At 54.7% G+C, this 24,424-nt stretch carries 20 protein-coding genes; 14 read left to right on the plus strand and 6 right to left on the minus strand.

The features are described from left to right. The first annotated feature begins 29 nt into the window (after window positions 1-29). The 11 genes from B2828_RS04685 to B2828_RS04735 all read left to right on the plus strand — a co-directional run bounded on the left by B2828_RS04685 (window position 30) and on the right by B2828_RS04735 (window position 12,909). Window positions 30-1,613, plus strand: a complete 1,584-nt coding sequence (locus B2828_RS04685) for an O-antigen ligase family protein (protein ID WP_479632532.1) — start codon at window positions 30-32, stop codon at window positions 1,611-1,613. Then, window positions 1,610-2,392: a glucose-1-phosphate cytidylyltransferase gene (rfbF, locus tag B2828_RS04690; RefSeq protein ID WP_479632533.1), complete on the plus strand. Its 783-nt coding sequence runs from the start codon at window positions 1,610-1,612 to the stop codon at window positions 2,390-2,392. Before B2828_RS04685 ends, rfbF begins: the two co-directional genes overlap by 4 nt. 57 nt (window positions 2,393-2,449) lie before the next feature. Continuing rightward, window positions 2,450-3,598: a CDP-glucose 4,6-dehydratase gene (gene rfbG / locus B2828_RS04695; RefSeq protein WP_479632534.1), complete on the plus strand. Its 1,149-nt coding sequence runs from the start codon at window positions 2,450-2,452 to the stop codon at window positions 3,596-3,598. A 6-nt stretch (window positions 3,599-3,604) separates the two neighbouring features. Then, window positions 3,605-5,092: a lipopolysaccharide biosynthesis protein RfbH gene (gene rfbH / locus B2828_RS04700; RefSeq protein ID WP_479632535.1), complete on the plus strand. Its 1,488-nt coding sequence runs from the start codon at window positions 3,605-3,607 to the stop codon at window positions 5,090-5,092. After that, complete coding sequence (locus tag B2828_RS04705; protein WP_479632536.1) at window positions 5,089-6,126, plus strand: NAD-dependent epimerase/dehydratase family protein; 1,038 nt, start codon at window positions 5,089-5,091, stop codon at window positions 6,124-6,126. Before rfbH ends, B2828_RS04705 begins: the two co-directional genes overlap by 4 nt. A 31-nt stretch (window positions 6,127-6,157) precedes the next feature. Beyond that, on the plus strand, window positions 6,158-7,888 hold the full coding sequence (locus B2828_RS04710) for a thiamine pyrophosphate-binding protein (RefSeq protein WP_479632537.1): 1,731 nt from the start codon (window positions 6,158-6,160) through the stop codon (window positions 7,886-7,888). 18 nt (window positions 7,889-7,906) lie between these two features. Then, on the plus strand, window positions 7,907-8,185 hold the full coding sequence (locus B2828_RS04715; protein ID WP_479632538.1) for a hypothetical protein: 279 nt from the start codon (window positions 7,907-7,909) through the stop codon (window positions 8,183-8,185). 5 nt (window positions 8,186-8,190) lie between these two features. Continuing rightward, entirely contained in the window at window positions 8,191-9,171 is a 981-nt protein-coding gene (locus B2828_RS04720) for a glycosyltransferase family 2 protein (RefSeq protein WP_479632539.1), read from the plus strand. After that, window positions 9,168-10,709: a lipopolysaccharide biosynthesis protein gene (locus B2828_RS04725; protein WP_479632540.1), complete on the plus strand. Its 1,542-nt coding sequence runs from the start codon at window positions 9,168-9,170 to the stop codon at window positions 10,707-10,709. The genes B2828_RS04720 and B2828_RS04725 overlap by 4 nt, the downstream gene beginning before the upstream one ends. 76 nt (window positions 10,710-10,785) lie before the next feature. Continuing rightward, window positions 10,786-12,063, plus strand: coding sequence for a glycosyltransferase family 4 protein (locus B2828_RS04730; protein WP_479632541.1), 1,278 nt, complete (start codon window positions 10,786-10,788; stop codon window positions 12,061-12,063). A gap of 12 nt (window positions 12,064-12,075) precedes the next feature. Next, the gene (locus B2828_RS04735; RefSeq protein ID WP_479632542.1) at window positions 12,076-12,909 is read left to right on the plus strand and encodes a glycosyltransferase; all 834 of its coding nucleotides are present in this window, start codon (window positions 12,076-12,078) and stop codon (window positions 12,907-12,909) included. Here B2828_RS04735 and B2828_RS04740 read toward each other — a convergent pair. Beyond that, the gene (locus tag B2828_RS04740) at window positions 12,906-14,063 is read right to left on the minus strand and encodes a glycosyltransferase family 4 protein (RefSeq protein ID WP_479632543.1); all 1,158 of its coding nucleotides are present in this window, start codon (window positions 14,061-14,063) and stop codon (window positions 12,906-12,908) included. The genes B2828_RS04735 and B2828_RS04740 overlap by 4 nt on opposite strands. A 319-nt stretch (window positions 14,064-14,382) precedes the next feature. On the opposite strand from B2828_RS04740, the gene B2828_RS04745 reads away from it, so the two are divergent. Both B2828_RS04745 and B2828_RS04750 read left to right on the plus strand, forming a co-directional pair. Next, window positions 14,383-15,546: a glycosyltransferase family 4 protein gene (locus B2828_RS04745; RefSeq protein WP_479632544.1), complete on the plus strand. Its 1,164-nt coding sequence runs from the start codon at window positions 14,383-14,385 to the stop codon at window positions 15,544-15,546. A gap of 10 nt (window positions 15,547-15,556) precedes the next feature. After that, window positions 15,557-17,452 (plus strand): hypothetical protein, encoded by a 1,896-nt coding sequence (locus B2828_RS04750; RefSeq protein ID WP_479632545.1) that lies wholly within the window; start codon window positions 15,557-15,559, stop codon window positions 17,450-17,452. Window positions 17,453-17,510: 58 nt separating this feature from the next. Here B2828_RS04750 and B2828_RS04755 read toward each other — a convergent pair whose 3' ends face one another. Next, window positions 17,511-18,431, minus strand: a complete 921-nt coding sequence (locus tag B2828_RS04755; protein WP_479632546.1) for a glycosyltransferase family 2 protein — start codon at window positions 18,429-18,431, stop codon at window positions 17,511-17,513. Window positions 18,432-18,637: 206 nt separating this feature from the next. Here B2828_RS04755 and B2828_RS04760 point away from each other — a divergent pair, with 206 nt between their 5' ends. Beyond that, complete coding sequence (locus tag B2828_RS04760) at window positions 18,638-20,281, plus strand: glycosyltransferase (RefSeq protein WP_479632547.1); 1,644 nt, start codon at window positions 18,638-18,640, stop codon at window positions 20,279-20,281. Window positions 20,282-20,287: 6 nt separating this feature from the next. Here B2828_RS04760 and B2828_RS04765 read toward each other — a convergent pair whose 3' ends face one another. From B2828_RS04765 to B2828_RS04780, 4 genes are all read right to left on the minus strand, one after another. Beyond that, complete coding sequence (locus tag B2828_RS04765) at window positions 20,288-21,535, minus strand: Coenzyme F420 hydrogenase/dehydrogenase, beta subunit C-terminal domain (RefSeq protein WP_479632548.1); 1,248 nt, start codon at window positions 21,533-21,535, stop codon at window positions 20,288-20,290. A gap of 18 nt (window positions 21,536-21,553) precedes the next feature. After that, window positions 21,554-22,648, minus strand: coding sequence for a polysaccharide pyruvyl transferase family protein (locus tag B2828_RS04770; RefSeq protein ID WP_479632549.1), 1,095 nt, complete (start codon window positions 22,646-22,648; stop codon window positions 21,554-21,556). Window positions 22,649-22,742: 94 nt separating this feature from the next. Further along, window positions 22,743-23,525 (minus strand): glycosyltransferase family 32 protein, encoded by a 783-nt coding sequence (locus tag B2828_RS04775; protein WP_479632550.1) that lies wholly within the window; start codon window positions 23,523-23,525, stop codon window positions 22,743-22,745. Window positions 23,526-23,534: 9 nt separating this feature from the next. After that, window positions 23,535-24,422, minus strand: coding sequence for a glycosyltransferase (locus tag B2828_RS04780; RefSeq protein ID WP_479632551.1), 888 nt, complete (start codon window positions 24,420-24,422; stop codon window positions 23,535-23,537). Window positions 24,423-24,424: the final 2 nt, after the last annotated feature.

Here is a 24,424-nt window from a genome sequence, read left to right on the forward strand (position 1 = left end):
CCATTGTGACACCCTCCATCGAGAGATCCATGGATTCCAAGAAATTAAAGCGCCTAACAGAGTGTATAACAATCGTTATAACTATCGTTGTCGGTGCGCTGCTCTCCATATACGTCGGGGGAGCCGCCGGAGCCGGTTCCAAAGCGCCATTCATGATTATTGGAGCCATCGTGGCGATGGGCATCGCCATGATGATGCAGTCACGGATCTGGCTTTTGATTCCGCTATCCTGGGGCATGACCGGCCAGTTGGTCGGGTTGCCCGGATCCTTCCCTCTGCGAGACGTAATCATCATCTACGTCTTCATGATTTTTTTGGGGCTGCGGGCGCTTAAACTCGTTCGGACAAAGGCAGCCTATAACTGGCTGGATTATTTGCTGTTTCTTAATCTTGCTTACCTAGCAACCACATATCTGCGGAATCCTGTCGGTACCGAATCCATGGGACTCAATCTGATCGGTGGGAAACCTTACTTTGAAGCAGTTTTTGCCACCATGGGTTTTTGGGTCATCAGCCATGTACAGATTCCCTCTAAATTTGCCTGGAAATTTCCCCTCATCGTCATGGCAGGGGCTTTATTTACTTCCGCCATCAGCTTCATCACGTTCTGCATTCCATCCACCGTCCCTATTGTTGCCCGCATTTACACCGGCATCGATACCTCAAGTTACGCTGAGACGATGAGCAGCGGAGGAACCGATTACATACAACGCCCAGCTTTTTTTGCAGACCTTGGGAAGGGCATTCTGCTTACCTTATATTCCTGGTTCTCACCCTTTTCAACACTCAACCCGTTCCACATTTTCCGTTTTGCCCTCACCGTGTTATCGGTGCTCGCAATTCTAAAATCTGGGTTTCGATCCTCGTTGATGGGTGCCGCCGGTTTCTTTTTTGTCGCCTGCTATTTCCGGCACGGTTTTTCGAGCATTTTCAGGGCTGCGCTCACCATAGTGCCGGTGCTGGGATTGATCATCGCATTGCAGGGGACGGTGATCAATATGCCTCCCGCTATGCAACGCACCCTCTCGTTTTTGCCAGCCAAGTGGGATCAAAGCGTTATCGAAAACGCTCAGGACTCAAACGACTGGCGGCTTGAAATATGGCAAAACGTTTGGTCTTCAGGCCACAAATACATCAATAATTGGTGGTTTGGAGACGGCTTTGGCATGACGCGCACCCAGCTAAAGGAGGCGGGACAGTACGCGCAAGAGGCCCAGGAAAACCTCACCGTCGCGGGGGATTATCACAGCCTGCCGCTGTCGGCTATCCATACCGTCGGTTACGTGGGGTTCGTTATATTCCTAGTCCTCTATTTCGCCATCGCGTGGGAATCCAGCCTCCTGATCTCAGCGTGCAAGGGAACACCCTTCTTTGCCATCGCGCTTTTTATTGGCATTCCACTGATTTTCGCACCACTTCCCACGTTGATCCTGACCGGCTTCTTTAAATATGAATTTGTAAACTCGATTATGTCCGTAGCCATGCTGCGGCTTATTCGCCGTTCCTTGGAAACATATCTTCAAAACCAGGCCGCAGCCAAGCACCCGGCCCATAAAGAACTTTTCGGAGCGGATCCCTTCGCGCCCAAAATTATAACACGTCACCAGTCATGAAAGTCGTCATTCTCTGCGGTGGAAAAGGAACTCGTTTGCGTGAAGAAACCGAATACCGTCCTAAACCGATGGTACCCATCGGGGGACGCCCTATCCTATGGCATATTATGAAGACCTATGCCACCCATGGGTTCAAAGACTTTATTTTGTGCCTCGGGTACAAAGGAAATATTATCAAAGAATACTTCCGGAATTACCAATGGATGTCCACCGACGTCACCCTGCGGCTGGGAGAAGAGCCGTGCCTCCACTTCCACGATAAGCATGATGAAGAGAGCTGGACGGTCACCCTGGCTGAAACTGGCGAAGAAACCATGACCGGTGGACGCATCGAGCGCATCCGCAGACACCTGGGCGATGACGAAGAGTTTTTTCTGACCTACGGCGACGGCGTCAGCTCGGTAGACATCAGCGCGGAACTTGCCTTCCACCGATGCCATAAAAGCCTCCTGACATTGACCGCCGTCCACCCTCCGGGACGTTTCGGCGAATTGACCTTGGGCGAAGAGAACTCCGTAAAGACCTTCAATGAAAAGCCCCAGATCGAGGCGGGATGGATTAACGGAGGTTATTTTATCGCATCAACAAAGATCTTCGATTACCTGCAAAACGCCGACAACGTCATGTTCGAACAGGAACCGATGCGGCAAATCGCAGCCGCCGGGGGAATCAAAGCCTTCAAGCATTCGGGCTTCTGGTACCCAATGGACACCTATCAGGAAAACCTGTTCCTGAACCGTCTCTGGAACGAGGGAAAAGCGCCCTGGAAAGTCTGGTGATCTTTAGTTGACCATTCCAACCCTCGACTCCGTCTGCCAACCCCTTTCAAATCCTCCATGGCGTGCCCAAACTCGATCTCCAATTCAACCGCAGCAGCATTGGTTCCGTTCCGGGATACCTTCTCGGGCAAAACGGTTCTCGTAACCGGCCATACGGGTTTCAAAGGATCGTGGCTTTGCGAATGGCTGCTCCAGCTGGGCGCCGACGTCCACGGGTTTTCCCTCACACCGGAAAGCACCCCGGCACTGTTTGATCAACTCGGACTCGCCGACCGCCTCCATCACCAGATCGGCGACATCCGCGACGCCGCGCTATTGCGACATGCAGTGGAAGCCGTTCAGCCCGATTTCGTCTTTCACCTCGCCGCGCAACCGCTCGTTCGGCTCTCCTACGACCGGCCCGTGGAAACCTACGCTGCCAATGTGATGGGAACCGTCCACCTCCTGGACGCCTTGCGTTCGCTTCGGAAACCGTGCGCCGCAGTCTTCATCACCACCGACAAGTGCTACGAAAACCGGGAATGGATCTACGGCTACCGCGAAGAAGACCCCATGGGCGGCTTCGACCCGTACAGCTCCAGCAAGGGAATGGCCGAACTGGCCATCGCCGCCTACCGCCGGTCCTTTTTCCAAAACCACCCCGTTAAAATCGCCAGCGCCCGCGCGGGCAACGTCATTGGCGGTGGCGACTGGGCCCTCGACCGCATCGTGCCCGACTGCATCCGAGCCCTGCACTGCACCGCCCCCATCGGCATCCGCAACCCCCACGCCACCCGCCCGTGGCAGCACGTTCTGGAACCCTTGAGCGGATATCTCTGGCTTGGCGCCCGCCTCGCTTCGCAGGAACAATGCGGGGGCCCGCTTTGCTCCGGCTTTAACTTCGGCCCGGGACACGACGCCAACCGCACCGTGGGCGAACTCGTCCGGGAGATCCTCAAATCCTGGCCCGGCACCTGGACAGACCAGAGCGATCCCAACGCCCTGCACGAAGCCAAGCTACTCCAGCTTTGCACCGACAAAGCCAGCGCCCTCCTGGGCTGGTCCCCCGCCTGGCCGTTTCCCCAAGCCATCGCCGAAACCGTCCGCTGGTACCGCGAAACCGACGCCTGCCAGGGCGAACCCGCCCGGTTCCAATCCCTCACCCATCAACAGATCGCCGCCTACACGGCCTCAGCCCAAGCCGCAGGGATCGCCTGGGCCGTCTAACCACTCATGAACACCGCCGCCGAAATCAAAGCCGAAATTCTGCGCCTGACCCGCGACTACTCCGCCCTAATGCACCGGGCCAATCGCCCCGGGTCAGAAGCCGCCACCGAGTTTATCCCAGGCCAAACCACCGTGCCGTATGCCGGTCGGGTCTTTACCGAAGACGAAGTAGAAGCGGCCGTGAGTAGCACCCTTGATTTCTGGCTCACCCTCGGCCCCGAAGGCGCCGCCTTCGAAAAAGAGCTCGCCGGGATCCTGGGCGTCCGGCACAGCCTGCTCGTCAACTCCGGCTCCTCGGCCAACCTCGTCGCATTCGCCGCGCTGACCAGCCATAAACTCCCCGCCGAACGCCGCATCCGCCCCGGCGACGAAGTCATCACCTGCGCCGCAGGCTTCCCCACCACCGTCTCCCCGATCATCCAAAACGGCGCCATCCCCGTCTTCATCGACAATGACCCCGCCACCGGCAACGCCGACGTCACGCAGCTCGAAGCCGCCTACGTTCCCGGAAAAACCAAGGCCGTCATGATGGCCCACGCCCTGGGCAACCCCTTCGACCTCGCCACCGTTCTGGAATTCTGCCAGGCCCACAACCTCTGGCTCATCGAAGACAACTGCGACGCCCTCGGGTGCACCTACACCATGCCGCAGGAACGAGCCCAACGGCTAGGAATCAAAGGCAACTCCCCCGAATTCGCCGACGACAGCCAAAACATCACCCGCTACACCGGCTCCTGGGGCGACATCTCCACCCAGTCCTTCTACCCTCCGCACCACCTGACCCTCGGCGAAGGAGGTGCCGTCAACATCATCTCCAAACCGCAGCTCAAAACCTACGCCGAAAGCTTCCGCGACTGGGGGCGCGACTGCTGGTGCGCCAGCGGCATGGACGACACCTGCCACCGGCGCTTCGACTGGCAGCTCGGCGAACTCCCGCGCGGCTACGACCACAAATACATCTACAGCCACCTGGGCTACAACCTCAAGCCGCTCGACATCCAGGCCGCCATCGGCCGTCAGCAGCTCAAAAAGCTGCCCCGTTTCATCCAGACCCGCAAAGAAAACTGGGAAACCCTGCGCCGCGGCCTGGCAGACCTGGAGGAATTTTTCGAATTCTCCCTGCCCACCCACGCCACCGGCTGGACCACCGACGGCTTCACCTGGGACCCCAGCGGCTGCCGCACCGACAACAGCTGGTTTGGCTTCCTGCTCCTCGTACGCGCCAGCGCCCCCTTCACCAACAGCCAGCTTGCCCGCGCCCTCGACGCCGCCAAAATCGGCAACCGGATGCTCTTTGGCGGCAACCTCGTCCGCCAGCCCGCCTTCATCCAACTGCGCAAAGACAACCCGGCCGCCTTCCGCATCGTGGGCGACCTCAAAGGCGCCGACCGCATCATGAACCAAGCCCTCTTCCTGGGGACCTACCCCGGCCTCACCAAAGCGATGCTCGATTATGAAATCGAGGTCATCCGGGCCTTCTGCCGCTGCCAATGACCCAGCGGCCCTCGACCCAGGATCTCGATGAAATCTTTCTCAAAGGCCAAACCCTTTGGGAAAAGCTGGCCGGAAAACGCTTCTTCATCTCCGGCGGCACCGGGTTCTTTGGTCGCTGGCTACTGGAAACCTTCGACTACCTGCACCGCTGCCGCGGAATCGAGACATCGCTAACCGTTCTTAGCCGCAGCCCCGAACGGTTTTGCCAAAAAGCCCCCCATTTTCTCAACCACCCCCGCATTGACTTCCTCAGCGGCGACATCACCGGCTTCCCCTTTCCCGAAGGCCACTTTGATTACATCATCCACGCCGCCACAGAGACCGACCAGAACGCCCACCAGCCACTGGCCATTCTCGACCCCATCGTCGCCGGGACCCGGAGAATGCTCGATTTCGCGCTTCAGTCAGGAGCCTCCAGATTTCTCCTGACCAGCTCCGGAGCCGTCTACGGACGCCAGCCCCCCGAGCTTCCCCTCCTACCGGAAACCCACCCAGGCGCCCCCGATCCCTGCTCAACCCGGAGCGCCTACGGCGAAGGCAAACGCATCGCCGAGCAGCTCTGCGCCATCTACCACCAGCAACACGGGATCGAGTGCACCATCGCCCGGTGCTTCGCCTTCGTCGGCCCCTACCTTCCCCTTGAAAGCCAGTTCGCCGTCGGCAACTTCATCGGCAACGCCCTGCGAGGCGAGCCCGTCATCATCAAAGGCGACGGCACCCCGTACCGCTCCTACCTTTACGCCACAGACCTGATCGTCTGGCTGCTCACCATCCTGCTCAACGGCCAGCCCATGCAGCCCTATCATGTCGGCTCCAACCACCCCATCTCCATCGCCGACTTGGCACACCTCGTCGCCCGCCTTCCCCAGCCCCCGATCCGCGTAGAAATCCAAGGCACCCCCAGACCAGGAACCCTCCCCGAACGCTACGTCCCCGACACCCAATTCACCCAAAACCGTTTAGAGCTTCAAATTTCCGTGCCAATCAAAGAAGCTCTTCAACGGACTTGGGCATTTCATACGGCTCAAACCTAAGCTACCTTTGCCCCGATAACCACCACCTCGAATGAAAGCCGCCGATTACATTGCTCTCTACCTGCAACACCGTCGCGTCACACACGTCTTCGAGCTCGTTGGAGGAATGATCACCTTCTTGCTCGACTCGCTGCACGAGCGCACCTCCGTCAACATCGTCAGCATGCACCATGAGCAAGGCGCGGGATTTGCCGCCGAAGGCTGGGGGCGAGTCAGCGGAATTCCCGGCGTCGCATTGGCAACCAGCGGCCCCGGCGCAACCAACCTCCTCACCGCCATCGGAAGCTGCTTCTTCGACTCCACCCCCGCCGTTTTCATAACCGGGCAGGTTAACCGCACCGAGCAAAAAGCCTCGCGGCCCATCCGCCAACTCGGATTTCAGGAAACCGACATCGTCTCCATGGCCCGCCCCATCACCAAAGCGGCATGGCTCGTCAACCAACCCGAAGACCTCCCCCGGCTTCTCGAAGCCGCCTTCACCCTCGCAACGTCAGGCCGCCCCGGGCCCGTATTGCTGGATCTCCCCCTCGACGTTCAACGGGCTGAAATCACCGACCTCGAACGCCTGGAAACCACCCCCGCCCCGATCCCGCCTTCCGCAGCCACCCCCGCAACCCGTGAATTTTGGGACGAAACATGCGCCCGCTTGGCCGAAGCAAAAAAACCGCTGATTTTAGCCGGAGGCGGTATTCGCTCCGGGCAAGCCACCGAGCTGTTCCGGCAGTTTGCCGAAACCCTGGGCATTCCCGTCGTCCACTCCCTAATGGCCAGCGATGTCATCCCCTCACACCATCCGCTGCGAGCCGGCCTGATCGGCACCTACGGCAACCGGTGGAGCAACATCGCATTGAGTGAAAGCGATTACCTGCTCGTCCTGGGCAGCCGTCTCGACGTTCGGCAAACCGGCGCGGATACCAAGGCATTCAAAGGCACACGACCCATCTTCCATGTCGATTGCGAAGCCGGAGAAATGAACAACCGCATCGAAGGCTGCATCAGCCTGCAATGCGAACTAAAAGAATTCCTGTCCCATGCCACCGCGAACCCACCCACCGGGCTCTCGCGCCAGGAGTGGACCTCCCAGATCAACACCCTCCGCGACCAGTGGCCCGATACCAACGAACAAGCTTCAGTGCCCGGCATCAACCCGAACGTCCTGATGCACCAGCTATCGAAGAAATCAGGAAGCGCCTCCGCCTACACCATTGACGTGGGCCAGCATCAAATGTGGGCGGCCCAATCCCTCGAAATCGCCAGCCACCAACGCCTGCTGACATCAGGAGGCCTCGGAGCCATGGGGTTTTCCCTTCCCGCGGCAATTGGCGCATGCTTAGCAGGCAACGCGAAACCCGTCGTCTCCATATCCGGAGACGGAGGATTCCAGCTCAACATCCAAGAACTGCAAACCATCGCGCATCATCAGTTACCGATAAAGATCATCGTCATAAACAACCATTGTCACGGCATGGTGCGGCAATTTCAGGAATCCTATTTCAGCTCCCGCTACCAATCCACCGTCTGGGGCTATTCAGCGCCAGCATTCACAGCAGTCGCGCAAGCATACGGCATCGCGGCAACCAGCGTCACCGATCCCGCCTGCCTGGAAGCAGCCATCGAAGCCTGCTGGGCCCAACCCCAGAGCCCCTACCTGCTTGAAGTCAACATCGCCCCGGCCGCCAATGCCTATCCCAAAATGGCATTCGGCAAGCCCATGTCAGAGATGGAGCCGTTTGCCAAACCGCTAGAGATGGAAGGAACGTAAGCGAACCGCTTTGAGATCATGCACCTAATCAAAGCACTCTGTCGTTTTCTGGGAATCGACCGCGCCGTCTTTTTCTCCAATGCGAACCAGATCACACGGCTACTCACCGGCCCGATCACCATTGCACTGGTCCTGCGGTACCTGACCCCGGAGCGCCGCATCGCCTGGATCTCCGGGACACGGGAAATGTTGCCGAACGGCAAAATCATATCCCCTTTGCTGAAAGCAATGTTTCCCCAACTGAACTCCGAAAAACTGAAGGGCTGCCTGGGAATTTTCCCAGTACGATTAGTCTGAATTTTATGAGTTTCCCGCGAGCCTCCATCTGTGTTCCTGTTTATAACACAGCTCCTTACATCCGGCAATGCATTGAAAGCGTTCTGGCTCAGGATTCCAATGACTGGGTCCTGCTGGTAGCCGATAATTGTTCGACCGACGGCACTTGGGAAATCCTGCAAGAGTTCCGCGACTCCCGCATCAAACTATTCCGGCACGAACGGAATATTGGGGTCATGAACAACTGGAATTTCGTCCGGGAAAAAGTCGAAACGGATTACTTCTGCATGCTTGGTTCGGACGATTTTTTGTTTCCTAACTTTGTCCGGAGTAAAGTCTGCCTGCTCGATTGCTACCCTGAGGCCCCGCTCGCCTATAGCTGGGCCGTTCACGTGGATCAAAACAGCAAGGTGATCCCTAGGCTCTCCGATGACGCGCCGTCGGTCTTATCCAAGCCGCCCATCGAACCGAGCAGCGAAGCCCTGAAACGGATGCTGCTTTACTGCTACATCAACATTAGCAACGTCATGTTTCGCCGCTCTGCGCTTGCCACCCGCGGCATCACCTTTGACAGTCGCTGGCGCTTTTGTGGCGACTGGGCGATCTATGTTGAACTTGCCCTCTTTTACCCGTATCTCCTTTTGGATCCGGAGAAGGGCGCGTCCTACCGCTTCCATCTTTCCAACGACACTGCGCAGAACAAGCACAGCTTCGAATGGGCCATGGAACAGCAGCTACACCTATTGACCAGTTTCGAAGAGCATCCTGGGGAATGGGCCAGCCACGGTATCGATATCGGTGCGGAATCCCAGCGCCGGACCGCCCACCTTTGGATGATCGCGCTGCAACAACTCAAACGGGGACAATTTTCCAATGCCTCGGCGGCATGGGCACTCTATCGCCGTTTCCACCCGGCGCAATCCGCGTTGCGCGATTTCGTCAAATTGCTGGGCAATCGCTTAACCCCCGGACGCAGAGAACGCATTATCCACAGCGCTGACTCATGAAGTTCCGCAATACCATTTTAACAGGAGCCTCCTCATATATTCAGATTGGGGCGATTATGTTAACGCAGTTGGTGGCTATTCCGATGGCCCTGCGTTTTCTCGACAACGAACGTTTTGGGCTTTGGTCGTTCACTTCGCAGTCTCTCGGCTACCTGCTTTTGTTGGATTTCGGCGTCACCAATTCCATCGGGAGGCTTCTGACCGATCCGCTCCAGGGTAAGAACGAGAAGGTATGGAACGGGTGGATCAACCTCTTTCTTGCCATCCTGACCGTCCAAGGCCTGCTGGTCCTTGGAACAGGATTGTTCCTTGCAGACTCCATCCTGCATTGGTTCCACATCCCAGCTCCGCTGTTTTCCGAAGCCCGGACTCTGTGGATCTCCACGTTATTTTTGAATGCTCTCGGTTTTCCGTTCCGCATTTTAAACGGCATATTAGGAGCCCAAAACCGTTCCTACTGGTATTATTTTTCCACCAGCGCGGGAGCATTTCTTGGGCTGGGAGTTTTCTTCGTAACCTTGAAACTGGGTTTCGGCAGCTTGGCGTATGTGTTCTCACTAGCCTCCCAGACAGGATTGAACATCATCCTGATCATCATCGCCGTCCTCCGTGGGCCTAACCGGATCAGGATCTCCTTACAGGGCATTCCTTGGCAACACGCCCGCGAACTTTTCGGATTCAGCTCTGCTGTTTTTGTCATCAACATCGCCGTGCAGGTTGTGCTAATGAGCCCCTCGCTTGTGATTACCCGCGTTCTTGGGCTTGGAGCAGTCGCAAGCTATCTTCTGTGTGCAAAGGTGCCAACCCTTTTGATGCAACTGATCTGGCGCCCCTTTGACGCCTTCAATCCGCGGTGGCAGATCTGCTGGGTCAATGGTGAAACCGAATCGCTAAACCGTGAATTCGTCCAGATGCTACGCTTCACAATCGGCTTAACCTTCCTGGCTATGACCTGCAGCCTGGCCATGAACCGTTGGTTTGTCCTCCTTTTTGGAAAGGAACAACTTTATATTGGCAAGGACTTTGACTTTTGGTTTGCCGTGTTTGCCGTCGCCCAGATCTGGAACCGGTGTCTCGCCATCTCGTTCAGCTTGGCCAAAAAAATGAATTTATTCGCGGCGGTTATCGCAGGAGATGTCGTGCTTTCGTTAGGAGTCTCGATTCTTGGCACAAAGTATTTCGGGCTGGTTGGCTACATGTGCTCGTCAGCTATCTATTCGTTGATTGGAATTGGCATCTGCTTTATCACATTCAGAGCCCCGCGCCTCATGGGCCTTCACACCAAGCAACTGATCCAAGGCTCCCAATCCATTTTACTTCTTTATACAGGGCTGCTCACCGCCAGCTTTTTGGTCTTTAAGAATATCAACCCGGAATTCAAAAGTATCATGTTCACTTCGGAAGCCGTTGTTGCTCTCCTGGGAATCGCCCTTTTTTGGTATACCCTCCAAGATGAAATCGGCTGCGCCAGCCAGTGGCTAAAACAACAACTTGAAAAGCGGCGCAAACCGAGGGAAATCCTCGTTGCCAGCAAGTGACCGTGTTCCAATTGACTGAATCGTCCACTTGCGGTGGCCCATCATTGAACCCATCTCCTCTTTGACCCAAGCCTGAATGAAAATTCACGTTTTTGTAAATTCGCTAGGACTGGGGGGTACCGAAAAAGCAGCCTGCCGATGGGCATGGGGGCTTAAGGAGCGCGGCCACCAGATCACGGTCCTTACGCTAAACGACGGACCACGCAAACCGGAACTCGAAGCGCATGGTGTACCCGTGGAAGTCCTTCCACCTGATCCATTGTTCATCGCCCAGCTATTGGAACGCACAAAACCGGACGCCATTCATACCCACTCCCCTGGGTTTCCAACCGAAGGCGATGTTCTTGGGCAAGCCTTGGCAAAAATCCCAAAGATCCCCGTGGTCCAAACCAATGTCTTCGGCCGCTTGGAAAACCCCACTGACCGCGCTTGGACCGATTTCCGTTTGTTTATCTCCTGGACCAGTTGCGTGCAGGCTGCACAGCGCGCATTCCTCAAGCTCGACCTCGAATTTTTCCGCAAAGCCAGCGTCGCAGTCTATCCGCTCGATTCGGACGACGGCCCATCCGCGCAAGAGATCGCCGATTTCCGCAGCGCGCATGGAATCGCACCGGATGATGTGGTTTTCGGGCGCATTTCCCGGCCCGAGCCGAATAAATGGACCGACTTACCGCTTATGGCTTTCCGCAAAGCCCTGCAAAAGGAGCCATCCCTCAAGTTGATCCTTCGAGAACCGCCGCCTCTCGTGGCGGAGCAGCTCCGGAACGCCCCGGACCACGACCGGTTCATCATCCTACCCGCTACCAGCAACGCCTCCGAATTGCGTCTGACCCTCGCCAGCCTCGATGTGGTGCTGCATACCTCCAGCATCGGCGAGAGCTTTGGCTATGGCATCGCCGAACCGATGAATTATGGAAAACCGGTAATCGCCAATTCTGTTCCCTGGCTCGACCAGGCACAGATCGAACTGGTGCGCCACAGCGAATGCGGCTATATCGCGAGCACGGCGGATACGATCTGCGAGGCCATTTTGAAACTAGCAACAAACAAAGAGCTTCGGATTTCACTAGGGGCCAACGCCCAGCGCCATATTCGCAAGCTAGCATCGCCGAATTCATCGCTCAACCGGCTTGAAGAAGCCCTCGTCGCCACCGTCGAAGGCAAACCCAACCCCCACCGCGAAAGCGATCTGCAACAAGCCCAAGATACCCTTGCCAAACTGAAAGCCCGCCAATTCGGTGAAACCTGGCGCGAACAGCTCGCACTGAGGCCCTTCTACTACCGCGTGCGCTTCCACCAGTGGCGAAAGGTGATCAAACAGCGACTTCATCCCCAGCCCTCAGCCCGGTTTTAATTCCCCCCTCCCATGCCCGCTCTTTCTCTCATTATATGCGCATGCGGTGAACGGGACCATCTTGTCCGGCTCTTCGAGCATATCGAGGGCTGCTACAATGAGCTGCTGGTCATCCATGATGGACCGGACGAGAAAAATATCCGCAGCATCGTCGAAGATATCGGGGGGCGGTTTTTTGAACGACCACGTGCATTCCAGCAGGAGCAACATTGGAAGTTTGCCTTTGGCGCCGCAACACACGACTGGATCCTGCGAATGGATCCGGACGAATTCCCGTCCCCGTCGCTGCAACAATGGCTGATCCAGTTCCGGCAGTCTCCCGCGCCAGCAGAACCTACGGCCGGGTTTTCCTGCATCTGGCCAATGTGGAACGGGAAGAAAACAGTCACTCATGATTGGCCTGACCATCGCTGCTTGCTTTTTGACCGCAACCGCATCTCATGCGTTGGCATCCCGGAGTGCATTCCGATACCGGACCCCGGCATGGTGTATGAAAAACTGCCCCTGATACTGGAGCACCAGCCAACGCGAAAAACCTACGGATTCCGTAATATTTTCTTGAGGAAACGCACTTGGCTTTGGACAAGGCAGGTAGGCAATCAATTGTTTTCGCCCGTGGAAAACCTGCAATGCTGGCGCACGGAACCCCATTGGCCGGAGTTCTGGGCGCGGATGCGGATGCGACCCTTGCGCACCGGCATTCTGGGGGGGCTGCGCGGGATGGCTATTGACTTCGCGCGATGCATCAAGCGGGGACGGTGGCCCCACCCCGCTTACTGGTTGTATCCTCACCACATCCAGTTTGGGATCGTCATTGCCTGGCTAAAGTGGAAACAGCGGCGTTAGGGAGTGAGGAGATGATCGTAAATCCGGGTATAGTTCTCTACCATTTTCTCCGCGGTGAATCCCTTTTCCAAAATGGAAACGCGGCATTGATCCGACAACGTTCGGAGCAACGCCGGGTCGCCCATCAGCAAAGCCAAGGCATCTGCAAGTTCCCGCACCGAGCCGGGAGCCACCAATAAACCGTTGCGTCCGGGCTCGATCAGTTCGGGGATTCCGCCGACCTTTGAACCCACGGAGGGGCAACCGGCAAACAGAGCTTCCTCAAGCGCCAACCCCAAGGCTTCGATAAACGATGGAAACGCAAAAATGGAGACCCCGCACAGCAAATCATCCACAGAGACCTCATCGAGAACCCCGAAAAACCGAACTCGCGCTTCCAAGCCGTTCGCGCGAACAACCTCCTGGATCTGATTGAAATAATTCTTGTCCCCAACGTGGCCGACGATCCCCAACATCCAATCTGGATATTGGGCGGCGACTTCCGTAAAAGCTTTTATTAAAATCAACTGCCCTTTTCTTGGGGCAATCGACGCGACATTTAAGATCATCTTTTCCCGAGGTTCGACCACCGGCTGTTTGCGGTTTTCATGGATTCTGGAATGGTAAAGCGTCTGAATTCGGTTCTTAAATGGAAACCAAAGTCGCCGTAAAAAATCCCGGTTCTCGTTTGAAACGGCAACCTCAAGTTCCAGATAACCCAAAAAATGAAGACGCGAAAGCCACGCCCAAGGGAACAGAGCCAACTTGAACCAAAGCGGCTTTTGAGGCCCACAATAACCCCAATGCCAGGCCCCCAACAGATGGGTGGTAAGCAGGCAGGGCAATCCGATCCGGCGGCATGCGATGGCCGGGTGGCGCCCAAACACCCGCGATCCCCAAGCGTAGGGCATGTTGGCGTGAAAATGCACCAATTCCACATCCAGGGCTTTCAATTGCCGGGCAAGATCTTGGGCCGATGCATAACCGGCCTTGCGGCTATCCCAATGAATATGGGCAATAGGTCCTTTGAATTCTCCCGCATCCCCTCCGGAAACAAGAACCACTTCGTATTTGGCCAAGATCCCCTCCAGCAAAGTTCGAACAACCACCTCGACCCCCTGGGCCCACAGTAACGAACCTTCGCAACAAACAGCAATGCGGTGCTTTTTTTTCATTTTACGACATCACAAAAAAACCAAGCCGCAGAATCCCACGGCATTGCCACCTGACAAATTCTGATTATCAGCCTTTTGAGAAGCTTAGGCCAACAGGATTTAAACAAAGGATGCACACAACAAATCGGTGGCTAAAATCCCCGGATAAAGCATGTGAAATTTCGCCATGAGATCGGATTTCAGGAGTGAGTTTATAACCCGCAAGGCTATCAAAATTCGGATTACCTGCAAGGAGTTTAGACCCCTCGAACACCGTTCTCCGGTTTTAATGCAACAAACGCGTCATCTGGTCTCAAATAGTTGATTGCAGGTCTAGAGAATGCTATTTAGCGTAGATGCGGGCATCCGTTTGCTCCACAGGAACAGATATGCTAACCATATTCCCTCAGCACCCTTGAAAATTCTATACGACTACGGCGCTTTCCTTGATCAAAAGCAGGGAGGGGTTACCCGCATTATGAATGAAATCATCAGGCGGGAAATCCAGCGTAATAGCGTCGAGTGCCAGGTTTACGCAGGTTTTCATAAGAATACTGGCCTTCATGAAATTGCATGTGAATTCCCGAACAACGTCCACGAATTTCTACTTCCCCAATCCATTGCCAAACAACGGGTTTTCCTGCCCATCAACAACGCCCTTTTCGTTCAGTTCGCTAAACGGTTCGCCCCCGATATCTGTCACTATACCTTTTTCAAAACTCCCAAAGTTCCGGTAAAAACTAAAACTGTAGTGACAATTCATGATCTGATTTTTGAGATCTTCCTCAAAACAGATAATCAGGTCAATGAACGCAGGGATGCACTTTCCAAGGTTGATGGGATTATTTGCGTATCCAATAACACCAAAAACGATTTGTTGAAATTTTACGATGTTGGCAATAAGCCCATCTTGGTAGCCTATCACGGGAATGATCTAAATTCATCGCGTGCCGTTCCTCCCGACGTAGACGTTCCATATCTTCTGTACGTCGGGAACCGGGGTTCCCTATACAAGAACTTCGAACTTGTACTGAAGGCTTTTGCAAAATCAGATATGCTTAAGCCACTAAGCTTAGTGTGTTTTGGAGGAAGACCTTTCGACAAAACAGAATGGCGAACAATTCTAAAAGCAGGACTTGCAAACCGCGTATTTCACAGGTCCGGTTCCGACGATACCCTGGCTGGTTTTTACCAAAATGCGATCGCGCTAATATATCCCTCACGATACGAAGGTTTTGGTTTGCCTCCAATCGAAGCCATGGCCTGTAGATGTCCCGTATTGGCCAGTAATGCGGCCCCTATGCCCGAGATTATTGGGAATGCAGCTTTATTCTTTGACCCAAATTCAGAAGATGATCTTCTAAATGCAATCAGTATCCTTTTGCATCAACCAGAGGTTCGCAAATCGTTAATCGACAACGGCCTTGAACGAACTCGCTTTTTTTCGTGGGACAAAACCGCGCTTCTGATTCACCAATTCTACCAGAATCTTTTGGAATCGTAATATTGCGTCTATGCCTCACCCCAATCAATTACTGGCAATCTGGATTTTTCTTTGCGCCTACCTAAATGTCGCGGGCTGGGTGCTCTCCGCCTTCCATGCCCTCAATTTTTGGGGTTATGCCATCACTTTACTCCTCGGGGCAGTGGGAGTCGTTGCCTTCTTTGCAAAGTATGGAGGGCCGCTGAGGCCGGTTCGCTGGGCCCGCCTGAAATGGCGCTACCGCCATGGCCTGCCACTCTGTTTCCTGGCCCTCGCCAGCCTGATATTTCTCGGCGGAGCCCTTTACGCGCCTTGTAATTACGACGCTCTCAGCTACCGGATTCCCCGGATCTGCCATTGGCTCGACCAACAGGGCTGGTACTGGATCGACGGGGGCGGTGCACGAATGAATACCCGGGCCACGGGGTTTGAGTGGGTAATGGCTCCGTTGATTGCTTTGACCGGGTCGGCACGCCTGGTCTTCCTGATTAATTTCTCCGCATTCCTCTTCCTGCCAGGGCTTACGTTCCAAACGCTCCGTTTCCTGGGAGTGCGCCGAAGGGTGGCATGGAACTGGATGTGGCTCCTGCCAACCGCTTACATTTATGCTCTGCAGGCGGGCAGCGCAGGCAATGACGCCATCGCGGCGGTCTACTTTTTGGCCTCGATTGTATTCGCATTCAAAGCCCGGACATCCGGGAAGCTGGAGCCCTTGTTCTTTTCCATGCTAGCCATCGCGCTAGTTACGGCATCGAAGACCTCCAACGCTCCCCTGGCCTTGCCTTGGCTGGTGGCCGTCTGGCCCGCACTAAGCCTGCTTTGGAAGCAAAAGTGGCTCTCTGCGCTCTGTATCGTTCTTGCCGCAGGAGCCTCGTTCCTTCCGTTGGCGGTAATCAACTACCGCCTGTGCAAGGATTGGACAGGCCTTTCGCTCGAATCCGACTATTTCAAAAATCTTGGCCATGCCGCTTTGATCGGCAATACCATCCAGCTCGCCAGTCAAAACCTCATCCCCCCTCTGTTTCCCAGGGCCAAAGCATTGGAGAACGCCATCGTCCAATCGATCCCGGAACCGCTACAGAGTCGTTTGAAAGCTGGCTTCGAGGGCGGTTTTGATCTTTCGCTGGGGGAGCTCCAAATTGAAGAATTCGCGGGCGTCGGCTTCGGGATCGGCATCGTGTCCCTCTTTGCCTTTGGCTATGCCTGCGCGACCCGGCGGGAATACGCAGCTCAGGCCAACCTTTGCAAAACCAACCGGGATGCATTCCTCATGGCCACCGCAACTTGGATTGCGTTTGCCGTCTTGCTGGACAAGTCTTACATCAGCGTATTCAGCCGGGTCAGCGCGGCCTACTACCCGCTCTTGTTTCTGCCACTGCTGGGGGCTGCGTCAGCTGAACGGCTCGTGCGCACCAAAGCATGGAAATCCATCGCCGTCTTCGCGGCATGCACCTCCATTTTTGTGGTCGTCACGACACCGGCTCGCCCGTTGTGGCCCGCCCTGACCGCTCTCAATGCCATCGACAAACACTTTTCCAATAGCTTAACCCAAAGGGCTCAGAGCGTTTACCAGAATTATCGGATACGCCCCTATGCTCTTGGGCCCGCGGTTCAGCAAATTCCCGAGGGAGTTAATACCATCGGCTTTATCTCAACAGGCGATGACGTCGAAGGCAGCTTGTGGCTGCCCTATGGAAAACTTCATCTCCGGAACATCAGCCTCAAGACCCCGCTGGAAAATCGGGATTTCGAGTATGTCTTGATTGTTCCCCTCGGTCTTTCCTTGCGTTGGAATATGACCACAGAACAGTGGCTCGCACGCTATCATGCCGAAGTTGTGGCCACGCCCAAGGTGCACCTGAAATTCACCCGCGGCGATGAGACGCTCTACCTAGTCAAGTTCACCAAAGGGAAAAACCAGGAATAGCCCCGCAGCCTCCATCACTGACAACGATAGCCCACCCCACGGTCTTCACCGCATCCGGTCAGTGCCGGAAATTACGGATCCGCAGGAAAAACTGTTCCCGGCTATGGCGAACAAGGGTGTCCAACACAACCGCACACATGAAGCTCAGCGCGGAAAGAAGCGTTAAGCCCGTGGCCAGAACAGCCAGCGGCAGACGATAGACATAGTGGTAGCAAATATAATCCCTCACCGGGAAGAAACCGGCTAGCATCGCCAGGGCCAACAGGACCAGGCTGATGAACGAGAAAAACAGCAGCGGCTTGTAATCCTTGATCACCAGGAGAATCTCCCGCAGCACCCGCAAACCGTCTTTCACCGTGTTGAGCTTGGAAAAAGATCCCTCCGGACGGCTCCGGAAATCAATGTCCACATCGAGCTGAAAGAACCCCTTGTCGATGGTCTGCAACGCAAGTTCAGTCTCGACCTCAAAGCCGGAGGAGAGAATGGGAATATTGCGGTAAAAAAACCGGGTAAAAAGCCGGTACCCGGAAAACAAGTCTCCCACAGGCGCACAAAAAACCGTTTCAATAAAAAAGGCCAGCAGATTATTACCCCAGGTATGCGTTGTCACAAAGGCCGCCTGATCTCTGCTAACGCGCCGCCCCACCACCGTATCCCCGCTTTGGGTCTGGATCGCATCGATCAGCTTCGGGGCTTCCTCCGCGGGGTAAGTATCGTCGCCGTCGACCATGATCAAGTAATCGGTATCAGCTTCCATAAAGAGCCGTTGCACCGCATAGCCTTTTCCCTTTCGGGGCTCTTGGATCACATCGGCTCCACCGGCTTTTGCGATCGCCCCGGTGTCATCCGTACTCGCGTTATCAATGATCAAAATCCTGGCTTCCGGGAACACCCGGCGAAAGTCACTCACAACTTTTCCAATGGTAAGGGCTTCGTTATAACAAGGGATACCGATCGTAAGAGATGGGGCTGGTTTCATAAGGAATAACTGAAATAACAGGATATCTGCGACAGGCGTGAATTTCCGCGACCGTAATGCAGAACCCGAGCAAAGGGAACGATTTTCTCGGTCCCAACGGGCACCTTCCCGAGAGTTTGGTCACATAACGATAATAAAGGAGCCCAATACGTAATTTTTCCTCCCCTGCGCCCCCCAAACAGTGCTATTGCTTAAGAGTCCCCTCGATGAAAATATCGATTGTCACCCCCAGTCATAAGCAACTTGAGTGGCTGAAGCTCTGCACCGCATCGGTAGCCGATCAACAAGGCGTCGCCTTCGAGCATATCATTCAGGACGCCTGCTCGGGCCAGGAGCTCACCGATTGGGTACAGACCCATACGCATACCAAGCTCTTTGTGGAGAGAGACTCGGGCATGTACGACGCGATCAACCGCGGGTTCATAAAGGCCACCGGAGACATCGTCGCCTGGCTCAACTGCGATGAACAGTATTTGCCCGGCGCTCTGGCCAAAGTTGCCGCTTTCTTTGAGCAACATCCTAAAGTCGACGTCGTGTTTGGGGACGTCATCCTTTTAGGAGAAAATGGGAATCTGCTTTCCTACAGGCGAGCCATTCCGCCATCGCTGCTGCATATCCAGCTCTCGCATCTTAACACCCTGTCGTGCGGCACCTTTATCCGCCGTTCAGTCATCGAACGGGGGTTCATGTTGGACACGGAATGGAGAACCATCGCCGACGCCGTCTGGGTAGCCAGCTTGATCAAGGGGAAACTGCGGATGGCGGTATTGCCAGAACCGCTTGCCGCGTTCACCATCACGACGGCAAATCTCGGTCAGAGCAGCTTGGCCTTCAAAGAAGGCGAAAAATGGCAGCGCCAGTTGGTTCCTCGTTGGGCGCTGTGGCTCAAGAGCCCGGTCATTTTCTGGCACCGCATCCGCAAATTCATCCACGGCGCCTATGCCGTCAGAAACTTCAGCACGGAAGTTTATACCCATTCGTCGCCCCACCAACGCGTCAGGATTTCCTCCAAGCGTTTAACATTCGCATGGAAAAAGGCCCAGCCCCAGCTGGGAGTCACTTCTACCTGGCTCAACCCCCTCGACAAAATTCGCCGGTTTCTAGGCATCGACGAGTCCCTGCACCTAAGCCATTCCCGCGCGCTCCCGTTCAGCTTTTACCACCCCCCGCGCTGGCCATGGATCTATTGTTTGCTGATCCCGATTTTATTAACACTCCTTATCCTGTTTCTGGAAAAGGAAACCTCCACGGCCATCATCGTGGCGCCAATGCTCTCAACGAGCTTAATGCTGGCACTCTCGTTTGTACTTGAGCCCTTGCAGTTGGTTCCCTTTGCCGTCGCGTTTACCGGGGCTATCTTCTACTCGCTCCAGTACATGTCGACATTCGACGGCAGCCAGGAGGCATGGATTCGGCTAATATTGCGCTTAATCAGCTTCGTATTCACCGCAACGCTGGCGATCCTCTTCAGCAAATCCCGGTGCGAAGCCAAAGCTCGGCAGGATCAGACCATGGACATTCTGACCACCATGCCGATGCCAGTGGTCATCTCAGACGCCATGGGGGCAATCATCTTCGCCAACGACGAAGCCGTGGATTTCCTGAAAATTCCCCGAGGCGAGCTGGTGGGAAAATCTTACGCGAGATTATTCATGCCCTTCCATGACGAGGGAACCGCCATGCGCGATTACATCCAGTATTTTCAAATGCCGTCGGAAGGCAGTGGCCATTCGTTCCCCGACACCATCTGCATTGCACAAAAAGAGGGAGCGCCCCAGCAGGTTAACGCCCGTTTCATTTGCTTGGGCAAAGGCGAATCGCGCTACATGGTCACCGTGATCAAGATCTGATACCTCTCAGCGCTTTCCCACGATCATCAAGATGGCTTTGCTGCTTTTTCCCCAAAACCGCATCAGAATGTTGCGTAGGGCCCGATTCTTAAAACGCAAAAAAAACCAGCCATTGAAGGTGCGCACCCAGTCAAGAAAGGCATAACCGAGCTTCCGCATCCAATTGCGCTCTTGCCCAAGGTAGTAGGGAATGGAATCCACCTTAGTACGCCGATAGCGCCACCAGTCGATTGCGGTTTTTACATCCGCTACTGTCAACGGGCGAGATTTGCTATTGGGGGTTCCGCCCGCGCCCGTAATCTGATCTGAGTCTGCGATTCGGCTTCGCCCCATATTCCAAAGTCTTTGTCCTGTATCCGTCCGAATCAGTACTAGATTCAGACCGGAGCGGTCGTCGGCACCGATACCCCACGGATCAAGCAACACCAAGTCGCTTTTCCAGCCAAATAAGTTGGCGCAAAGTTTGCATCCCGGCACGCGCCAAAGCTCCATCCCGAATGGAACAGTGTAAAATTCAGAGGGCTTTTCTTTTGCGTTTGAACGCACAACCCCAGGCCAACCTTTACCCCTATACTCAATTGCTGCCTCCAAATCATCCGGATCGCCCATCTCTCGCCGAATATAGGTTACGAAATCATGGGTCTTTTGCTGTTTACACAGGATGGCAACCCGAATGAGTTCCGTGGATGTGCCCTTGTAAAAGTTTGCTCCAGCCTGCATCTGGCAGTTGGTACCAATAAAAAGAAGCCGTTTGATAAGCCGCCCATCCAGTCGTTTTTTTAACCCTGCGGCAAACGGAAAGGCGTGATATACAGAATTGGCCATCTGCAACACATCGTCAGGCTCAACAAAATAGGCACCCTCATAAAAAGGCGCCGAGGGCAGGCGACGAACCCCATATACCGCATCGACAAAACCACTCTGTAAAGCGGCATAAGCCAGTTCTCGCGCGGCGCCTCCGGAAGAAGCGTTAAAACGCACCTGTTCGTCCTTTGATGACGCAAGGCAGATATGCTCAAGTTGTTCGATGTCGTCTCCAATTAATGGATGGAGGGGTAGCTCACTGACAGGACATACCTTGACGCATTTTTGGCAAAGGACGCACCGCTCGCGGTTTATGGTGACAAACGGTTCGCGGTCCCCGCATTCCGGGTTGCATGAAAGAGCGCCATGCCCGCACGACGCAAAGCAGGCTCCGCAACGGACACACTTATCCGGATCAAAATCAAGCGTTTTACCTCTGAAGAATAGCATGGCCGCGGGATATTTCCATCATTGCAAAGCCCGGGCTAAAAATGCCCGCGAAGCAGCCCTCTCCCGATCAAGAAGAGAATAAGTTTTCGTAAAATCCAGTGGGATTTCCTCACTGCGGGGTAATGGGCTGCCAAGAGGAAGGAACCGGTTGGAAAGCTCCAAACGGTCCAGAACGTCCCGACAACGACGGCTTTCATCGTTAGCGTCATTTTTCCACGCCACGGGAAGCGAGTAAAAAGGCTTCTTGAACTGAATGGCAAACAGCGTTGCGTGGTAGGAATCCGTAATCACCAACTCCGCATCCCGGATCAATCCCAGAAACTCCTGAGGCCCAGATCCCGCTACATCGGAGAAGTTGTAGGGAAGGTAACCCCTGGGAGCGCCACATAAAAACACCGGCTCCAGACCGAGTTGACGAGCCAGTTGGTCAACCGTTTCAAAAAAATAAGTGCATGGCGCTTGCGGCATGTAGGGCAGAGGCCTACGACGGCTCTGAATAAAATAGCTAAACAGATACCGCCCTTTGTTACGGGGAGCCATTGCCAAACGGTCCCAAAACGAAGTCTCCAAAAGCAAGGTCGGGTCCAACACCCATTCCGCGCTGCGCTGTGCGATCGCATCCACTTTGCCAACGCTGCTTTTTTCTCGTACCGAAATATAATCAATCGAACCGATAGCTTCTTTTGCCCATTGCCACTCTTCCGGAGGCAGGTGGTCCAACCCACTGGCCGCATAGGCGATCTTTCGCCGGTTGGTCACAAACTTGAGAAAATAAAAGGGGATACGATCCCGCCAGATCTGATCGCTCCCCGCAATGAAGGCATCGTATTCCTCACTATGCTGAGCCAGCTCCTGTTCCGAATTGAACATCCTCAACGGCGCTTTCTCCGTAATAAACTGCGCAAACCGCTTATTGCGCTCGACCATCCTCGGCAGGCGGCGAATCAAGACGTCCCAAACCCTCCGGCAGCCGGGGATCAATTTAGAAAGCGAAACACTTTCTCCCAAGAACCCCATCGACGCCAGAACTTGTTGCATCGCGAACCGCTGGAGTAGCGATCCGTAGTTGTTGAAGTTCGTATAGGTGGCGATCCCAATCTTGCGCAGGGTCATGACGGGCAGATTATTTCATCCTTCAATGCCAGATGGGAAATCTATTCTCTTCCCTAGAGACAACTTTTTGGCGACCTAGCAAAGGTCTCCGCCATTAATCCGCCAATTCTCTCCACTCTGACATTTTTTTCGTGGCAATCCCTAGTTGCGCTTTCCAATAAATCGCGGAATAGCCGGAGCTAAACACCGAAAGCACTGTTCGCAGTTCCCGCTTTAGCCACTTGATTTTATGCCAAGTACCCCCTCCATAGGTGGTATAAGCCTTGCCCCGGTTTTCGGGCATCCATGAGCCGGAGTAATGGTGAATGGAAAAGCCGCTCTCACGGATAAAGGCTGGCTGCTCAAAATACTCCTTGGGATAGAGCGAAATCTTTTCCGTTTCGCTTTTCCAGCACCGGCCATTCAATAAAAATCCAGGAACATGATTTAGGAAGTAATCCGTAAACATCGTGTTGTTGACGGGCCACATTCCGGGGAGAACGTGGTGATATTCATCAAGCACCGCCGCGATTAACGGGTGACATGGGGGGCAATGGATGACCCCCGTGCCTAAAGTGCAAGGATACATATACCCCATCACCAAATAATCCGATTCGTCAGCCAACATGTTGAAAGGTCGGATCAGCTCCACATCGGTATCAAGATAAACTCCTCCGTGTTCGTAGAGCATCTGAAGCCGCACAACGTCGGAAATAAACGCCCAGCGTTTTTCCTCTAGGGCGCGCTGAGCAAAGGCAAACTTCGAGAAATCGCTATTGCGCAGGTTCCACTCGCAAATTTCAAAATCGGGGTTGAGCCGTTTCCATTTCTCCACGTTCTCGGCCACATTGGGAGGCACGGCGCCACCAAACCAACAGTAGTGAATTTTCTTAATCATGGCGCATCACTAAACCTTCCGTTTCCAAAGGGTCCTCTGGCGAGCGATTTCGAAGGTTATCCGTCCCATTTTTACGTCGGATCGAAAGATTTGATATTGTTTGGGGCTACGGTTTACAAGGTCTTTTAAAATACGTCGGGCTGTATTGAACTTCCGCACCCAAGGCGAAAAGCAGCCCAGCCGGCCCCGGTATTTTTCCCGATAACGGAGCAACTCATTTCGATTAGCAGGAGTCGTTCCAAGATTCTCCCCGGTTTCCATGAAAACTGAAGTTATTTGGTTGCAAAGAACGGAGCGAACCGGGCTTTTGAAAAGCTGGCGGTAAAACAGCACATCTCCCATCATGCGCCATGAAGGATCGAACCGGCATCCCGAACGCCGCATGAACTCTTGCCGGTAAAACGCGGTGCAGGTCAGGATCAGGCAAAAAAAGCGCGACATCCACCCCCAAGGATTCACGTTGCTTTGATGGCAAATATAGCGGCCTTGGAGATCGACGACGATCGCGTCGCCAAGAACGATATCCACCTCTGAGCGGGTCTTTGCCATCTCTGCCACCGTTTTCAGCGCATCGACCGTATACTGTTCGTCACTATTAAGGTGGGCAATGTAATCATAGCACTCCGGCGCGTTAGCCCAGCCCTTATTGATTGCATCATACATACCATGGTCGGGTGCGCTTTCGTAAGAAAAGGAGTAAGCCTCTTTCGGGTTGCGAACGCACTCGGCGGCGTATTGCTCCAGCCATTCGCGGGTACCGTCGCTGGAACCCCCGTCTTGGACATGATGATGCACCACGAGGTCCTTCCCGGCTTGGTCAGCCACGGAGGCAACGGCGCACGGCAGCCATTTCAGGCTGTTGTAACTTGGGGTTACAATCCAAAAGCGAACAGACATGG

The sequence above is a fragment of the Spartobacteria bacterium UBA695 genome, assembly GCA_002298145.1.
Lineage (GTDB): Bacteria > Verrucomicrobiota > Verrucomicrobiia > Chthoniobacterales > Chthoniobacteraceae > UBA695.

What these genes read in the sequence shown, in the direction of transcription:
- B2828_RS04740 (WP_479632543.1), bottom strand. Translation starts at nt 14,063, where the DNA reads ATGAAAAAAAAGCACCGCATTGCTGTTTGTTGCGAAGGTTCGTTACTG.
- B2828_RS04760 (WP_479632547.1), top strand. Translation starts at nt 18,638, where the DNA reads ATGAAAATATCGATTGTCACCCCCAGTCATAAGCAACTTGAGTGGCTG.
- B2828_RS04775 (WP_479632550.1), bottom strand. Translation starts at nt 23,525, where the DNA reads ATGATTAAGAAAATTCACTACTGTTGGTTTGGTGGCGCCGTGCCTCCC.
- B2828_RS04685 (WP_479632532.1), top strand. Translation starts at nt 30, where the DNA reads ATGGATTCCAAGAAATTAAAGCGCCTAACAGAGTGTATAACAATCGTT.
- B2828_RS04750 (WP_479632545.1), top strand. Translation starts at nt 15,557, where the DNA reads ATGCCTCACCCCAATCAATTACTGGCAATCTGGATTTTTCTTTGCGCC.
- rfbF (WP_479632533.1), top strand. Translation starts at nt 1,610, where the DNA reads ATGAAAGTCGTCATTCTCTGCGGTGGAAAAGGAACTCGTTTGCGTGAA.
- B2828_RS04780 (WP_479632551.1), bottom strand. Translation starts at nt 24,422, where the DNA reads ATGTCTGTTCGCTTTTGGATTGTAACCCCAAGTTACAACAGCCTGAAA.
- rfbH (WP_479632535.1), top strand. Translation starts at nt 3,605, where the DNA reads ATGAACACCGCCGCCGAAATCAAAGCCGAAATTCTGCGCCTGACCCGC.
- B2828_RS04720 (WP_479632539.1), top strand. Translation starts at nt 8,191, where the DNA reads ATGAGTTTCCCGCGAGCCTCCATCTGTGTTCCTGTTTATAACACAGCT.
- B2828_RS04755 (WP_479632546.1), bottom strand. Translation starts at nt 18,431, where the DNA reads ATGAAACCAGCCCCATCTCTTACGATCGGTATCCCTTGTTATAACGAA.
- B2828_RS04725 (WP_479632540.1), top strand. Translation starts at nt 9,168, where the DNA reads ATGAAGTTCCGCAATACCATTTTAACAGGAGCCTCCTCATATATTCAG.
- rfbG (WP_479632534.1), top strand. Translation starts at nt 2,450, where the DNA reads ATGGCGTGCCCAAACTCGATCTCCAATTCAACCGCAGCAGCATTGGTT.
- B2828_RS04735 (WP_479632542.1), top strand. Translation starts at nt 12,076, where the DNA reads ATGCCCGCTCTTTCTCTCATTATATGCGCATGCGGTGAACGGGACCAT.
- B2828_RS04770 (WP_479632549.1), bottom strand. Translation starts at nt 22,648, where the DNA reads ATGACCCTGCGCAAGATTGGGATCGCCACCTATACGAACTTCAACAAC.
- B2828_RS04745 (WP_479632544.1), top strand. Translation starts at nt 14,383, where the DNA reads ATGCTATTTAGCGTAGATGCGGGCATCCGTTTGCTCCACAGGAACAGA.
- B2828_RS04705 (WP_479632536.1), top strand. Translation starts at nt 5,089, where the DNA reads ATGACCCAGCGGCCCTCGACCCAGGATCTCGATGAAATCTTTCTCAAA.
- B2828_RS04710 (WP_479632537.1), top strand. Translation starts at nt 6,158, where the DNA reads ATGAAAGCCGCCGATTACATTGCTCTCTACCTGCAACACCGTCGCGTC.
- B2828_RS04730 (WP_479632541.1), top strand. Translation starts at nt 10,786, where the DNA reads ATGAAAATTCACGTTTTTGTAAATTCGCTAGGACTGGGGGGTACCGAA.
- B2828_RS04765 (WP_479632548.1), bottom strand. Translation starts at nt 21,535, where the DNA reads ATGCTATTCTTCAGAGGTAAAACGCTTGATTTTGATCCGGATAAGTGT.
- B2828_RS04715 (WP_479632538.1), top strand. Translation starts at nt 7,907, where the DNA reads ATGCACCTAATCAAAGCACTCTGTCGTTTTCTGGGAATCGACCGCGCC.